General features: G+C 61.7%; 15 protein-coding genes. 9 read left to right on the top strand and 6 right to left on the bottom strand.

What is annotated here, in order from left to right:
- The first annotated feature begins 19 nt into the window (after positions 1-19).
- The 9 genes from radA to KUD11_RS11725 all read left to right on the top strand — a co-directional run bounded on the left by radA (position 20) and on the right by KUD11_RS11725 (position 7,997).
- Entirely contained in the window at positions 20-1,390 is a 1,371-nt protein-coding gene (gene radA / locus KUD11_RS11765) for a DNA repair protein RadA (RefSeq protein WP_109384538.1), read from the top strand.
- Between the two features lie 57 nt (positions 1,391-1,447).
- Entirely contained in the window at positions 1,448-2,008 is a 561-nt protein-coding gene (locus KUD11_RS11760) for a CvpA family protein (RefSeq protein WP_109384539.1), read from the top strand.
- A gap of 4 nt (positions 2,009-2,012) precedes the next feature.
- Positions 2,013-2,459, top strand: a complete 447-nt coding sequence (locus tag KUD11_RS11755; RefSeq protein ID WP_224380219.1) for a DMT family transporter — start codon at positions 2,013-2,015, stop codon at positions 2,457-2,459.
- 135 nt (positions 2,460-2,594) lie between these two features.
- Positions 2,595-4,073, top strand: coding sequence for an amidophosphoribosyltransferase (gene purF, locus KUD11_RS11750; protein ID WP_109387889.1), 1,479 nt, complete (start codon positions 2,595-2,597; stop codon positions 4,071-4,073).
- Between the two features lie 102 nt (positions 4,074-4,175).
- The gene (locus tag KUD11_RS11745) at positions 4,176-4,517 is read left to right on the top strand and encodes a hypothetical protein (protein WP_109384541.1); all 342 of its coding nucleotides are present in this window, start codon (positions 4,176-4,178) and stop codon (positions 4,515-4,517) included.
- A gap of 70 nt (positions 4,518-4,587) precedes the next feature.
- Entirely contained in the window at positions 4,588-5,241 is a 654-nt protein-coding gene (locus KUD11_RS11740) for an SDR family NAD(P)-dependent oxidoreductase (RefSeq protein WP_109384542.1), read from the top strand.
- 96 nt (positions 5,242-5,337) lie between these two features.
- Complete coding sequence (gene surE, locus KUD11_RS11735) at positions 5,338-6,117, top strand: 5'/3'-nucleotidase SurE (protein WP_109384543.1); 780 nt, start codon at positions 5,338-5,340, stop codon at positions 6,115-6,117.
- Positions 6,114-6,776 carry a protein-L-isoaspartate(D-aspartate) O-methyltransferase gene (locus KUD11_RS11730; protein WP_109384544.1) on the top strand — a complete coding sequence of 221 codons (663 nt, stop codon included), beginning with the start codon at positions 6,114-6,116 and terminating at the stop codon, positions 6,774-6,776. The genes surE and KUD11_RS11730 overlap by 4 nt, the downstream gene beginning before the upstream one ends.
- A 39-nt stretch (positions 6,777-6,815) precedes the next feature.
- On the top strand, positions 6,816-7,997 hold the full coding sequence (locus tag KUD11_RS11725; RefSeq protein ID WP_109387891.1) for a LysM peptidoglycan-binding domain-containing M23 family metallopeptidase: 1,182 nt from the start codon (positions 6,816-6,818) through the stop codon (positions 7,995-7,997).
- Positions 7,998-8,199: 202 nt separating this feature from the next.
- On the opposite strand, the gene KUD11_RS11720 is transcribed toward KUD11_RS11725, so the two are convergent.
- The 6 genes from KUD11_RS11720 to KUD11_RS11695 all read right to left on the bottom strand — a co-directional run bounded on the left by KUD11_RS11720 (position 8,200) and on the right by KUD11_RS11695 (position 13,470).
- The gene (locus tag KUD11_RS11720; RefSeq protein WP_109384545.1) at positions 8,200-9,039 is read right to left on the bottom strand and encodes an ATP-binding protein; all 840 of its coding nucleotides are present in this window, start codon (positions 9,037-9,039) and stop codon (positions 8,200-8,202) included.
- Positions 9,036-9,905 carry a twin-arginine translocase subunit TatC gene (tatC, locus tag KUD11_RS11715; protein ID WP_109384546.1) on the bottom strand — a complete coding sequence of 290 codons (870 nt, stop codon included), beginning with the start codon at positions 9,903-9,905 and terminating at the stop codon, positions 9,036-9,038. Before tatC ends, KUD11_RS11720 begins: the two co-directional genes overlap by 4 nt.
- Entirely contained in the window at positions 9,902-10,513 is a 612-nt protein-coding gene (gene tatB / locus KUD11_RS11710) for a Sec-independent protein translocase protein TatB (protein WP_109384547.1), read from the bottom strand. The genes tatC and tatB overlap by 4 nt, the downstream gene beginning before the upstream one ends.
- 7 nt (positions 10,514-10,520) lie before the next feature.
- Positions 10,521-10,745: a twin-arginine translocase TatA/TatE family subunit gene (locus KUD11_RS11705; RefSeq protein WP_109387893.1), complete on the bottom strand. Its 225-nt coding sequence runs from the start codon at positions 10,743-10,745 to the stop codon at positions 10,521-10,523.
- 166 nt (positions 10,746-10,911) lie between these two features.
- Positions 10,912-11,988, bottom strand: a complete 1,077-nt coding sequence (locus KUD11_RS11700) for an ABC transporter ATP-binding protein (protein WP_109384548.1) — start codon at positions 11,986-11,988, stop codon at positions 10,912-10,914.
- Between the two features lie 114 nt (positions 11,989-12,102).
- A complete protein-coding gene (locus KUD11_RS11695; protein ID WP_109384549.1) occupies positions 12,103-13,470 on the bottom strand; it encodes an SLC5/6 family protein in 1,368 nt (455 codons plus the stop codon).
- Between the last annotated feature and the right edge of the window lie 56 nt (positions 13,471-13,526).

Below are 13,526 nucleotides of genomic sequence, written 5' to 3'. Positions count from 1 at the left end.
TGCGGGCATCACGCTTCTCATGGCAAAGACGCAAACCCCTCACACCTGCACCGCTTGCGGTGCGTCCCACACGAAATGGTCCGGGCGCTGTGACGCTTGCGGCGAGTGGAACTGCATCGTCGAGGATACGGGCCTCTCGAAAGGCCCCGCCAGCACCACATCGCTTGGCGCCGCGCGCGGCGCGCGCATGGTGCTCAGCGATCTCAGCTCGACCGAGGCCCCGCCTCCGCGCAGTCAATCGGGACTGGCCGAATTGGACCGCGTTCTGGGCGGTGGCCTTGTGCCGGCTTCGGCCATTCTTGTGGGCGGTGATCCCGGCATTGGGAAATCCACACTTTTGTTGCAAGCCGCCGCCGCCTTTGCCCATAAGGGCCTCAAAACCATCTATGTCTCGGGCGAAGAGGCCAGCGCCCAAGTCCGGATGCGCGCCGCGCGTCTGGGATTGAAGGACGCGCCAGTGAAGCTCGCCGCCGAGACCAACCTGCGCGATATTCTCACCACGATTGAGGCTGAGGCGCCCGATCTGGTGATCATCGATTCCATTCAGACCATGTGGCTCGATACCGTGGGCAGCGCACCGGGCAGCGTCTCTCAGGTGCGCGCCGCCGCCCATGAGTTGACCAGCTTTGCCAAGCGCAAGGGGGTGAGCGTCGTCCTCGTGGGCCATGTCACCAAGGATGGCCAGATCGCTGGCCCCCGCGTGGTGGAGCATATGGTCGACACCGTGCTCTATTTCGAGGGCGAGCGCGGGCACCAGTTCCGCATCCTGCGCGCGGTGAAAAACCGCTTTGGCCCCGCCGATGAGATTGGCGTCTTCGAGATGACCGGCGGCGGGCTGGCCGAGGTGCTCAATCCGTCGGCCTTGTTCCTCAGCGAGCGTGGCAAGCCCTCGCCCGGATCGGCCGTCTTCGCAGGCATTGAGGGCACCCGGCCCGTGCTGGTGGAGCTTCAAGCCCTCGTCGCCCCCTCGCCCCATTCCCAAGCGCGCCGCGCTGTGGTGGGCTGGGACGGCGCGCGGCTGGCGATGATCCTTGCCGTGCTCGAATCGCGTTGCGGCATCCCGTTTGCCGGGCTTGATGTCTATCTGAACGTGGCAGGCGGCCTGAAGATATCCGAGCCTGCCGCCGATCTCGCCGTGGCCGCCGCCCTTCTGAGCGCGCGTGAAGACGCCGCTCTGCCCGCCGATACGGTAGTTTTCGGCGAAATCAGCCTCTCTGGTGCATTGCGCCCCGCGCCCCAGACGGAAAACAGGTTGAAAGAAGCCCGAAAACTTGGTTTTACCGCAGCAATCCTTCCCGAAGGCGGTAAGCTGGGAGAGAAGACCGGACTCAGCCTGACCCGCGCAGGAGATCTGACCGGGTTCGTAGGTGACATTTTCGGCGCAGGTTAGCGCCACTCAGTAATTCAGGCGCAGATATGCGCCCCGAGGGACAAGGCGGAACGATCCATGGAAGGCTTCACCATTATCGACGGGGTCGTGGCGGCGGTCATCGTTCTCTCGGCGCTTTTGGCCTATTCGCGCGGTTTCGTGCGCGAGGCGCTGGCGATTGCGGGCTGGGTCGTGGCCGGTATTCTCGCCTTCCTCTTCGCGCCGCAGATGGAGCCGCTGGTCAAGGAAATCCCTGTCGTGGGCGAGTTTATCTCCGACAGTTGCGAGTTGAGCATGATCGGTGCCTTTGCCGCCGTCTTTGCCATCGCACTGATCATTTCCTCGCTGATCACACCGCTGTTCTCGTCGCTCGTACAACGCTCGGCCCTGGGCGGGATCGACCAAGGGTTGGGCTTCGTATTCGGCGTGGCGCGCGGCATCCTTTTGGTAACCATCGCCTATTTCGTCTATGATACCGTGGCCACCGCGCAAACCGTGCCAATGATCGACGACAGCCGCTCGGCGCGCGTCTTTGCCCAAATGACCGGACAGATTGAGAACAGCAACCCCGAGCAGGCGCTTGGCTGGATCACGGCGCAATATGAGGCGCTTGTCGGCGCCTGCGGCACGCCCGAGTAACCCCTTGAACACTCAGGTCCTCATTGCGACCGTAATTTTGATTGTGGCAGGGGCTTTGGTCAGCGTCCAGTCGCCGATCAATGCAGCCCTCGGGCGCGGCATCGGCAGCGCGATGGGGGCGGCTACAGTGTCTTTCGCCGTGGGGCTTGTGGCCCTGTTGATCCTGACTTTGGCGATTGGCGACGGGGCGAGCCTGACCAAAGTGGGCAAAGTGCCCGCAACGCTTCTGATTGGTGGCCTCATGGGCGCGGTCTTCGTGTTCTCGTCCCTCTGGGCAGTGCCGATCCTTGGCGTGCTGACCACCGCGATGGTGGTAATCCTTGGACAGATGATCGCGGCGCTGGTGATCGACCAGATGGGCGCATTTGGCCTCGCGCAGACCGATATCAGCCCACAACGCCTAATGGCTGCGGCTCTCGTGCTGGGCGGTGTCGTCCTGTCGCGGTTCTGAGGCGTCCAAAATGACGTTGTAATGGGTTGCAAGGCGAACTAGGCCAAGCTTCCGCGTGACACGGGGTCCCAGAGCCCCTATGTGTGACGTTCACATGACACACGGATTCGGAGCTGCTCTCTCTTGTCCAAGATGATGCCCCCCGCCCACCCGTTCGACGCCACCTATCTGCGTGATGCAGAGGATGGCGATAAGCTTAAAGAAGAGTGCGGCGTATTTGGCGTCATCGGCGTGACCGATGCGGCAAATTTCGTAGCCCTCGGGCTGCACGCGCTCCAACATCGCGGCCAAGAGGCAGGCGGGATCGTCAGCTACGATGCGACCGACGGTTTCAACAGCGCGCGCCGCTTTGGCTATGTCCGCGACAATTTCACCAAGCAAAGCCTGATGGAAACCCTGCCCGGTCAGCTCTCAATCGGGCATGTGCGCTATTCCACATCTGGCGGCAAAATGCCGGTGATCCGCGATGTCCAGCCCTTCTTTGGCGAGTTTGCCATGGGCGGCGCCGCGATTGCCCATAATGGCAACATCACCAATGCCGACGCGCTGCGCAAAGAGCTGATCGAGCGCGGCTCGATCTTTCAGAGCAATTCCGACAGCGAATGTATCATCCACCTCATGGCGCGCTCCCTGCAACGCACCATCCCCGAGCGAATGCAAGATGCGCTGCGCCGGGTTGAGGGTGCGTTTTCCATCGTCGCAATGACCCGCACCAAGCTCATTGGTGTGCGCGACCCGCTGGGCGTGCGCCCGCTTGTGCTGGGACAGGTCGCCGATGGTTGGGTGCTCAGCTCCGAGACTTGCGCGCTCGACATCATCGGCGCACAATATGTGCGCGAAGTGGAGCCGGGCGAGATGGTCGTGATCAACGGCAATAGCGTTGAAAGCCATTTCCCGTTCCGCCGCCAGAAGCCGCGCTTTTGCATCTTCGAGCATGTCTATTTCTCGCGCCCCGATTCGATCCTCGGCGGGCGCAGCGTATACGAGACGCGCCGCCAAATCGGTGTCGAACTTGCCAAGGAAAGCCCGGTGGAGGCCGATCTGGTCTGTCCGGTGCCGGATTCGGGCACGCCTGCGGCCATCGGGTTCAGTCAGCAATCGGGCATCCCCTACGCGATGGGGATCATCCGTAACCAATATATGGGCCGCACATTCATCGAGCCAACCGAGCAGATCCGCAACATGGGCGTGCGCCTCAAGCTCAACGTGAACCGGGCGCTCATCAAAGGCAAACGGGTCATTCTGGTCGACGACAGCGTCGTACGGGGCACCACCAGCCGCAAGATCAAGGAGATGATCCTTGATGCGGGGGCCGCTGAGGTGCATTTCCGTATCGCGTCGCCGCCCACAGCATGGCCGTGCTTTTACGGCGTAGACACGCCTCAGCGCGAAAAGCTGCTGGCCGCGACCATGTCCGAGGATGAGATGTGCGCGCATTTGCAGGTCGATAGCCTCAAGTTTATCTCGCTTGACGGGCTTTACCGCGCCGTGGGTGAGGGCAAGGGTCGCGACAATACCAGCCCGCAATATTGCGATGCGTGTTTTTCGGGCGAATACCCGGTCAAGCCCTCAGATCAGATCGCCAAGGGGTTTGAGCTGAAAGCAGCAGAGTAAACCGCCCTTCCGGCGCCTTTCCGCGCAGGTTTTTTTGCGGCGATTGTGCTGCGGGTACAGCCCTCTTAACTGCCCCTCAAAGCAATCATAAGGGGCCTGCCCATGTCCGAATCGTCCAATCCCACCGCTGATCACGCATCCACCGCTCCGGCGCGGCAAACCGTACCAGCCGTGCAGGAGCCGGACCGCATTGAGGCCGGCAATGACACTGCCAAGACTGAACGCGCAGCCACCATTGAGGGCGCTCTGCCCGATGACCCTGTCATCCTTTTGGGCACGTTCTCCGCCCCTTCCGGCACACATGCCTTGATCCGCGCGCGCGGCGACATACAGCGCGTCACCTTGGGCGACACTGTTGGCCGCAAAACCGTGGCCGCCATCGCAGAAGGCACGCTTGTCTTGGTGCGCGGCACCCGCTCGGAAATGCTCCACATCCCCGGCTAAGCGGCGCATTTTGCCACGCAGGCGGCGATTACACTTGATCCGGCGCGGCAAGGGTGGGATGCCACCGCCCATGGAACCGACAACACAACCCCTCGTGGCCCTCATCACCGGCGCATCGCGCGGCTTGGGCGCTGCATTGGCCGAAGAACTGGCCCCCTCCTATCACATCGTCGCCGTGGCCCGCACCACCGGTGCGCTTGAGGAACTCGATGACCGTATTCAGGCGGCGGGTCACCAAGCCACGCTCGCGCCGATGGACATCACGAAGCCCGAGGCGATGGCGCAGCTTTGCCGCTCGATCCATGATCGGTGGGGCGGTATTGCCCTTTGGCTTCACACGGCGGTCCATGCGGCCCCGATGACGCCCGCCGCCTATCTCGATGCCAAGGATTGGGCGAAATCCGTGGCCTGCAACACCACCGCCACCGGGCAGCTTATCCCCTATATCGCCCCCCTCTTGGGCACTTCGGGCCGCGCCGTGTTCTTTGATGACCGCCGCGCGGGCGACAAGTTTTTTTCGGCCTACGGCGCCACCAAGGCCGCGCAGATCGCGCTCGCCCGCTCCTGGGCTGCCGAGACACAACGCACCGGCCCACATGTGCATATCCTCAGCCCGGCACCCATGCCCACAGCCACCCGCGCGCGGTTTTTCCCCGGCGAGGATACGTCCGAGCTGACGCATCCGCGCGAAGAGGCGCGCCGCATGGTGAGCATTTTGGGCTGAAGGCGCGGTAAAACCACTGCAAATACATCGCCACGCTTGCCCGCCCAAGGTCAGGCGGATACACAAAAACATAACCCCTGCTGGAGGGCCTCAGCCTTGCGTATCCTGATCACCAATGATGACGGCATTACGGCCCCCGGCCTTGAGGTCATGACCGAAATCGCAGACGCGCTTGCGGGTCCCGGTGGCGAGGTCTGGTGTGTGGCCCCGGCGTTTGAGCAATCGGGCGTTGGGCATTGCATCTCCTATACCAACCCGATGATGCTCAGCGAGATGAGCATGCGGCGCTATGCGGTACAGGGTAGCCCCGCCGATTGCGTCCTCGCAGCGCTCCATCACCTTATGCCAAAGCGGCCCGATCTCGTCCTCTCGGGCGTCAATCGCGGCAACAACGCCGCCGAGAACGCAGTTTATTCCGGCACTGTGGGCGCGGCCATGGAAGCGGCGCTGCAAGGTGTGCCTGCGATTGCGCTCAGCCAATATTACGGCCCCCTCAACAAGGATCTGGACGACAAATTCGAAAGCGCGCGCCAGCATGGGCTTGCGACAGTGCAGCGGCTCTTGGACAAGGGCGTGTGGACCGCCGATGATTACGGCATTTTCTACAACGTCAATTTTCCGCCCGTGCCCGGCGCGGATGTCAAAGGCCTGCGCGCTGCGCGGCAAGGCTTCCGCCGCGATATGGGATTCGGTGTGAAACCCGTTAGCGCCCCCTCAGGACGCCAGTTCCTCTGGGTCACGGGCGCGCCCCAGGGCCAGCCCACCAGCCCCGGATCCGATGCTTCGCTCAATCTTGAGGGCTATATCACCGCCACGCCCATGCGGGCCGATCTCACCGCCCATGACGTGTTGGAGCCTTTGAAAGCCATCGAATGAGCGTTGAAGACGAAACCGCGGAACGCAAGATGCAGTTCCTCTTCGCCCTGCGCTCCAAGGGGGTGACGGATGTCCGCGTGCTTGGCGCCATGGAAAAGATCGACCGCGGCCCCTTCATTCGCGGTCTCTTCGCCGAACGCGCCTATCAGGACATGCCCCTGCCCATCGCCTGCGGCCAGACGATCAGCCAGCCGTCGGTCGTGGGCCTGATGACGCAGGCGCTCAAAGTCACGGCGCGCGACAAGGTTCTGGAGGTGGGCACCGGCTCAGGTTATCAGGCGGCCATCCTCAGCCAACTGGCCCGCAGGGTGTACACTGTGGATCGCCACAAGCGCCTTGTGCGTGAGGCAAGCGAGATTTTCCGCGATCTTGATCTCACCAACATCACGGCGCTTACGGCCGATGGCAGCTTCGGTCTGCCCGACCAAGCCCCTTTTGACCGGATCATCGTGACGGCTGCGGCCGAAGATCCGCCAGGTCCGCTCTTGGCGCAACTTAAAATCGGCGGTATCATGGTTGTGCCCGTGGGGCAGTCTGACGCCGTGCAAAGCCTGATCCGTGTTACAAGGCATGAGACGGGGTTTGACTATGACGAACTGCGCCCAGTGCGTTTCGTGCCGCTCCTTGAGGGTTTGGGCCGGGACGAAGCGCAAAGATGAGTTTTAAAGCCCCGGGTCACAATGGGGCAAGTGATGAGGATGATCGAGATGAGACTGCTCCAACGCCCCCTGCCCGTGCTGGCTGGCCTGACATTGATGGCGCTGGCTGCGTGCTCGGAAACCTTTGATATGGACCTGCGCGGTGGCTTTGACACCGGCAATGCGCTGGATACAGCCGAAGCGGCCCGCGCAGCCGCCTCCAATCGGCCCGCGCCCGATAGCCGCGGCATCATCTCCTATCCAGGCTATCAAGTGGCGGTGGCACAGAGCGGCGATACACTGAGCAGCCTAGCATCGCGGATCGGTGTTGATGCCAATGAGCTGGCCCGTTTCAACGGAATCCAGACGGGTGATACATTGCGCCAAGGCGAAGTGATCGCCCTGCCCGCGCGCGTGGCAGAGCCTGCGGGCGGCCCGATCCGTCCAGATAGTGCAGACATCACAGAACTTGCCGGAAATGCAATCGACGCCGCCGATAGCGCTCGGGTCGAGACAACAGCACTGGCCCCCGCTGAAACAGGCGCACAGCCCATCCGCCACCGCGTCAAACGCGGCGAGACGGCCTTCACTATCGCGCGGCTTTATGACGTGTCGATCAGAAGCCTCGCCGAATGGAATGGCCTCAACTCCGATTTCGCGGTCCGCGAAGGGCAATATCTGCTGATCCCCGTGGCCTTGCCCGGTCAGCAGACCCAACCCTTCGACGCAGCCGAGGCTCCAGAGCCCCGAGCCCCTGGCACAGGCTCCCCCACGCCCGAACCTCCCAGCGCCGCCACACCGCTGCCCGACGAAGACACCACCCCCGTGGCCGCAGCAGAGCCACCGGGTGACGCACCTGATCTTGGCGCAGAGCAGACCACCAGTACAACCGCCCGGATGAGCTACCCCGTGCGCGGCGATATCATTCGCCCTTACTCCAAGGGCAAGAATGACGGGATCGACATCGCCGCCGCCCCCGGCACCGCCGTCAAGGCCGCCGATAAAGGTGTCGTCGCCGCCATCACCAAAGACACCAAAGGCACACCGATCATCGTGGTTAAACACACAGACAACCTGCTGACAGTCTACTCCAACGTGTCGGATGTTGCGGTCTCAACGGGTGATACGGTCAACCGTGGCCAAACCCTCGCCAAGATCCCGTCAACAGGTGTGGCAGCCGTACATTTCGAAGTGCGCAACGGGTTCGATAGCCTCGATCCCATCCCCTTCCTTACGCCATAAATAGCGCAGGCGGGCCTCAGAGCGACAGGGCCCGCCCCTTCTTCTTAAAGCGTTTCGCCTTAAACTTGAGGCACTCAATTGAGGCGAAACGCGTGGAGCGCTCAAATGAAGTGCGCGTTTCACGAAAACCAGTGATTCAGCTTTTTCGCGAAACCCTTTAGCAAAAATACTCAAAAGCCTATGCGGGACTGGCAAAGCCTGCTCACGCAATCGGCGCGCCCATCCGCCCGGCAAGGTCGGTGACAAACTGCCACGCCACCCGGCCTGAGCGTGCGCCACGCGTGGCTTGCCATTCAATCGCCTGCGCGCGCAGATCATCCTCGGCAATCTTGATGCCAAGTGCCTGGCAATACCCGTGGATCATCGCCAGATATTGATCCTGATCACAGCTATGAAAGCCGAGCCACAGCCCAAACCGGTCGCTGAGCGAGACCTTCTCTTCAACCGCCTCGCCGGGGTTGATCGCTGCACTACGCTCATTCTCGATCATGTCGCGCGGCATCAGGTGGCGGCGGTTCGACGTGGCGTAGAACACCACATTATCAGGCCGCCCCTCAATACCGCCATCCAGAACCGCCTTGAGCGATTTGTAATGCTGATCATCATGGCTAAAGCTCAGATCATCGCAAAAAAGGATGAACCGCGCAGGCGACGCGCGCAAAAGCGCTAGGAGCCGTGTGACGCTGGTCAGGTCCTCGCGCTGCAATTCTACGATCTTGATATCCGCGCCCTCGGCACGCACGGCGGCATGCACCGCCTTCACGAGGCTGGATTTGCCCATCCCCCGCGCGCCCCAGAGAAGCGCGTTATTCGCGGGCAGGCCCCGCGCGAATTGACGGGTATTCTCCAACAGCGTGTCGCGTGATCGGTCGATACCAACGAGAAGTTCCATCTCGACCCGCGAAACATCTGCGACCGGGCTGAGGCGGTCCGGCGAAACGTGCCAGACAAACGCATCAGCCGCGCTCATATCGGGGGCGTCGGCGGGGGGTGGGCTGATCCGCTCCAGCGCGGCGGCGATCCGTTCTAGCGGATCACTCATTTGTCGCGCGCCTCATCCTCATCCTCATCATCGTCATCCTCAAACCACAGCCCCTCGGCACGCAGCTTGGCTTCGCGTTTCCGCTCCACCCGTTTCACCAGAAGAATGGAAATCTCATAAAGCCCGTAGACGACAACAAAGAGAATACCTTGCGTGATTACATCTGGGGGCGTGACCAGAGCGGCCAGCACCAAGATACCCACCACCGCGTATTTGCGCACAGTGCGCAGACCATCGGAGCTGACAAGCCCCGCCTTGCCCATCAGGGTCAGCAGTACGGGAAGCTGAAAACACAAACCAAAGGCCACGATAAACTTGATCGTGAGGTTGAGATATTCTTGTGCGGAGCCTTGGAACACAACGCTGAGCGGGGCCGCGTTCTGGCCGCCCTCGACCGCTTCGCCGGCGGTCCCGAATTGCTGAAACCCGAGGAAGAAATCATAGGCAAGCGGCGTGACCACATAGAACGCAAAACTCGCCCCAAGGATAAACATGAAGGGCGAGGCAATGAGGAAGGGCAAAAACGCCCCCTGCTCGGTCTTGTAAAGACCGGGCGCCACGAAGCGCCACATCTGATTGGCGATGTAGGGAAAGCCTAGGATAAATCCGCCGAGGAACGAGACCTTGATGGCGACGAAGAAGCCCTCTTGCGGCGAGATGAAGATCAAGTCGCAATCCTGTCCACGATCGGCGAGAACCTTGCAAAGCGGGTCTGTGAGAAAGTTAAAGATCGGTGTGGCAACCGTGAAGCAGATGATCATGCCCACCAAAAACGCCATCGCCGATTTTATGAGGCGCGAGCGGAGCTCGGTAAGATGCTCGATCAGTGGCGCACTGCTGTCTTCAAGCTCGTTTGTGTCGGTCATGCCTTGCCCTCAGGCGCGGGTTTCTTTGCGGTCTTTTTGACCGCAGGCTTTGTTGCCTTGGCTGCCGGTTTTGCCGCGGTTTTGGGAGCGGCTTTTGGCGCCGCCTTTGCCCCTGGCTTTTTGGCTGCTGGTTTCGGGGCGGTCTTTTCAGCCGCCTTATTGGCCGCAGGTGGCTTCGGCGCAGTTGCCTTAGCCGCTGGGGCTGCGGCTTCAGCCGTTTGTGCCCCCTTGCGGGCTGCCTCGCCCTCGGCGTATTTCTGGCGGATCGCCTCGGTCTGGGCTTGCCGTTCGGGCGACATGCGTGAGGTCTCAGCCTTAGGCTTGCCCGCGTCTCTCGTAGATTGGGTGAAGCTGGTCGCGGTCTTGCGGACCTCGTCCATCGCACTGCCCACGGGGTTTGTCGCGGATTTCAGCGTCTTTTGCAGGTCGGTTACGCCAGCATCATCGGCCGCATCATTCATCGCCTTGGAGAATTCGCGCGCCATGCCCTTGGCCTTGCCCACAAACCGTCCAACGGTGCGGAACATGCCGGGGAGATCCTTGGGGCCCACCACGATCAGCGCGACAACGCCAATCACCAGCAGTTCCGACCAGCCGAGATCCAGCATCTGGGGCTCAGACCTTGTCTTTGTCGTGCTCGGGCGTCACGTCCTTGGCTTCATCCGAGGCAGCGGCCATGTCGTCTTCAAGCTCCTTGCTGCTGTCGTTGATGCCCTTTTTGAAGGATGTAATGCCCTTTCCCACTTCACCCATCAACGATGAAATCTTGCCGCGCCCAAAAAGCACCAGCACGACGACCGCGATCAGCAAAATGCCGGGAAGACCGATATTGTTCAGCATGTTTTTACTCTCCCATCCGCAGGGGGGCATCCGCGCCACCCCGGAAAATTCACTCACATTATCTAAAGCCTCTGAGGGCGGGATAAAAGACGCAATGCGCGCAGATAGTAGAATTTGGTAAAAAACTCGTCCCGTGCGCGGTGATTGCGGGGTGATTGCGCGGTGACTATGAGCGCGCGGAGAAGACGAAACACCGATCCCGCCGGATCATCAGCCAAAGTGCCATGCCCGGTTTGGGCAGGAACACATTGGGCACGGTGGCCTTGAGGATGGAGCCGTCATGGTCCATGCGAAACTCCACAAGGCTTTCAGACCCCATGAACCGCGCGCGCTGCACCACGCCGCGCGCGGGCGTGCCATCGCCGGGCGTGGGGTTGGGGCCACGGCCCGCGCGATCAAAGTCGATCTTGATATGCTGGGGCCGGATTACAATCTCGACCTGCGTGCCATCCGGCACGCCGGGAGCAAGAAAATTGCCGAAAGGCGTGGGCGTGAGCGCCCCATTCACTTCACCCCGGATCACATTGATATCGCTGAAAAATGCCACAGCGTCTCGATCCACAGGCGCGTTATAGAGATTATAGGGCGCGCCTTGTTGTACGATCTGCCCGCCGCGCATCAGGGCGATATCATCTGCCATGCGCATCGCCTCTTCCGGCTCGTGTGTGACCAGTAGAACCGCCGTATCCTGCTCGCGCAGAATCTCAAGCGTCTCGTCGCGGATCCCGTCGCGCAGACGGTTATCGAGCCCCGAGAATGGCTCATCCATCAGCATGATACGCGGACGCGGCGCAAGCGCGCGGGCCAGCGCCACGCGCTGTTGTTCGCCGCCCGAAAGCTCATGGGGGTAGCTTTTCACGTAGCGCCCAAGACCCACACGGTCGAGCAATTCGCGCACCCGTCCTGCCGTGCTGCCACGATCACCGGGTAGGCCGAAACGGACGTTATCGCCGACCGTCAGATGCGGAAACAGCGCAAAATCCTGAAACATCAGGCCAATATTGCGTTGTTCGGGCGGTATGCGAAATCTGGTGTCGCAGATCAGCGCGCCATCCACATAGATCTCGCCACTATCTTGCATCTCCACCCCGGCAATGATCCGCAAAGCCGTGGATTTGCCGCAGCCGGAAGGCCCCAGAAGGCATGTCACCTGCCCTGCCCGCACGCTCAGCGACACATCATCGACAACGCGCCGCCCGTCATAGCTGCGCGTTACGTTTTTGATCTCAAGGCGCGGCGGCATTGGCGGCAAGTGCGGTCTTCCATCTGTTTCCGACCGAACCTGTCGGGATTGCTGACGCGCAGATAGCAAGCCATGCGGCGCGGTGCAAGGCAAGCGGACCAATGGGGCGTTGGATCAAGCCCGTCGTGCACCGGAAAGAGTGGCCGCAAAGCCCGCCGCAAGCACCGCGATGCAGATCACCAAGAGTTGCTCATATTTATGCCCCTCGGGCAGGAGGGCCGCAAAAAACGCCCAATCGCGCCCAAAATACGCCAGTGCGCCCAGAATTGCCGCACCGTAAGCCACGAGGTAAGACCAGAGCGCGATACGCCGCCCCATGACCAGCCCCACGATCAGGATGGGCGTAAGAAACATGCTGGCTGTCCCGCTGACCGCCACCGCATCAAAGAGCGTCTGATTCCCCCAAAGCGTCAGCGCCGCCCCCAGCACCATGAAAACCGTCATCGCAATGCGACCCGACGCAAGGCTGCGCGCGCCGATCCGAAACTCCTCCACAACCAGCCGCGCCGCACTTGCCAGCGCCGAATCAAGCGTGCTGAGCGCGGAGACCAGAAGTGAAACCAAAAGCGCCACGTAGAGCCAAGGCGGGAACATCTGCTGCCATGTGCCCAAAAGCTGGCCCTCATATTCCGCGCCAATAAGGCCGGCTTGGACGCCGAACATGCCAAAGGCAATGATGCACAGCGTCGATATCCAAAACGCATGCAGGAAGGACCGCCGCGTGGTGTCGCGATCCGCCAGAAAACCACGATCCATCATCACCGGATCATGGGCGGGATATGAGAAAACCTGAAGAAACGCGACCAGCAGCAACACCTGCCCGTTCCACGCGCCAGCCGTGCCGGGGGCCGTGAGAACCGCGCCGAGCGAGAAGCCGGGGCTGAGCAGAAGGGCCACAAAGGCCACAGTAAAGACCACCAGAAAGACGCTCATTTGAAGCACATCGGTGCGCAGCGCCGCACTCAGTCCGCCCCACGCGCTATAGCCCAGACCAAGCAGCGCCACCGCCACGATCGACACCTCCCGCGCCAGCCCAATCTCGGGCAACACGGCTGCGAAGATCAGCCCGACGACGAGCAGATTGGCAAACACCTCGGACAAGAGCCGCAGCGCGATGACAAGGTTGTAACATCCCGTGCCCGCCGCGCCGAACCGCGCGCCAAGCCAGTCCTGCACCGATCCTGCCCCGCCTTCGCGTAGCCTGCCGACAATAAAACCGCCCGTCAGGAAAGAGCCGTAATAGGCCGCATAGGCCAGCGTGCCCCAGATACCGTAGAAATAGCCCAATATCGCGGCATTCATTAGCGAGCGGGCGAAGATCCACGTGGTGACCTGGCTGAGCACCAGCACCCAAAGCCCCGGCGCACGGCCCGCAGCACTAGCCCCGCCAAAGAACCCGTCCACCGTGGCGCGGCGCGGGGCGGCGATCAGGCTGGCGATGATGATGGCGGCGAAAATGGCAATGATGGCTGCGGTTTGCATGGGCGAATCCTTGGGGATATATGATTAGACCTGCCGCCTAGCAGCTTGATTGACCG

This window comes from Roseovarius carneus (genome assembly GCF_020141465.1).
Classification (GTDB): Bacteria; Pseudomonadota; Alphaproteobacteria; order Rhodobacterales; family Rhodobacteraceae; genus Roseovarius; species Roseovarius carneus.
The sequence above is the reverse complement of the archived record's forward strand: the minus strand, read 5'-3'. Positions and strand labels throughout refer to the sequence as shown.

What these genes read in the sequence shown, in the direction of transcription:
- KUD11_RS11720 (WP_109384545.1), bottom strand. Translation starts at nt 9,039, where the DNA reads ATGAGTGATCCGCTAGAACGGATCGCCGCCGCGCTGGAGCGGATCAGC.
- tatC (WP_109384546.1), bottom strand. Translation starts at nt 9,905, where the DNA reads ATGACCGACACAAACGAGCTTGAAGACAGCAGTGCGCCACTGATCGAG.
- KUD11_RS11745 (WP_109384541.1), top strand. Translation starts at nt 4,176, where the DNA reads ATGTCCGAATCGTCCAATCCCACCGCTGATCACGCATCCACCGCTCCG.
- KUD11_RS11740 (WP_109384542.1), top strand. Translation starts at nt 4,588, where the DNA reads ATGGAACCGACAACACAACCCCTCGTGGCCCTCATCACCGGCGCATCG.
- KUD11_RS11760 (WP_109384539.1), top strand. Translation starts at nt 1,448, where the DNA reads ATGGAAGGCTTCACCATTATCGACGGGGTCGTGGCGGCGGTCATCGTT.
- KUD11_RS11730 (WP_109384544.1), top strand. Translation starts at nt 6,114, where the DNA reads ATGAGCGTTGAAGACGAAACCGCGGAACGCAAGATGCAGTTCCTCTTC.
- tatB (WP_109384547.1), bottom strand. Translation starts at nt 10,513, where the DNA reads ATGCTGGATCTCGGCTGGTCGGAACTGCTGGTGATTGGCGTTGTCGCG.
- KUD11_RS11725 (WP_109387891.1), top strand. Translation starts at nt 6,816, where the DNA reads ATGATCGAGATGAGACTGCTCCAACGCCCCCTGCCCGTGCTGGCTGGC.
- KUD11_RS11700 (WP_109384548.1), bottom strand. Translation starts at nt 11,988, where the DNA reads ATGCCGCCGCGCCTTGAGATCAAAAACGTAACGCGCAGCTATGACGGG.
- radA (WP_109384538.1), top strand. Translation starts at nt 20, where the DNA reads ATGGCAAAGACGCAAACCCCTCACACCTGCACCGCTTGCGGTGCGTCC.
- KUD11_RS11695 (WP_109384549.1), bottom strand. Translation starts at nt 13,470, where the DNA reads ATGCAAACCGCAGCCATCATTGCCATTTTCGCCGCCATCATCATCGCC.
- purF (WP_109387889.1), top strand. Translation starts at nt 2,595, where the DNA reads ATGCCCCCCGCCCACCCGTTCGACGCCACCTATCTGCGTGATGCAGAG.
- KUD11_RS11705 (WP_109387893.1), bottom strand. Translation starts at nt 10,745, where the DNA reads ATGCTGAACAATATCGGTCTTCCCGGCATTTTGCTGATCGCGGTCGTC.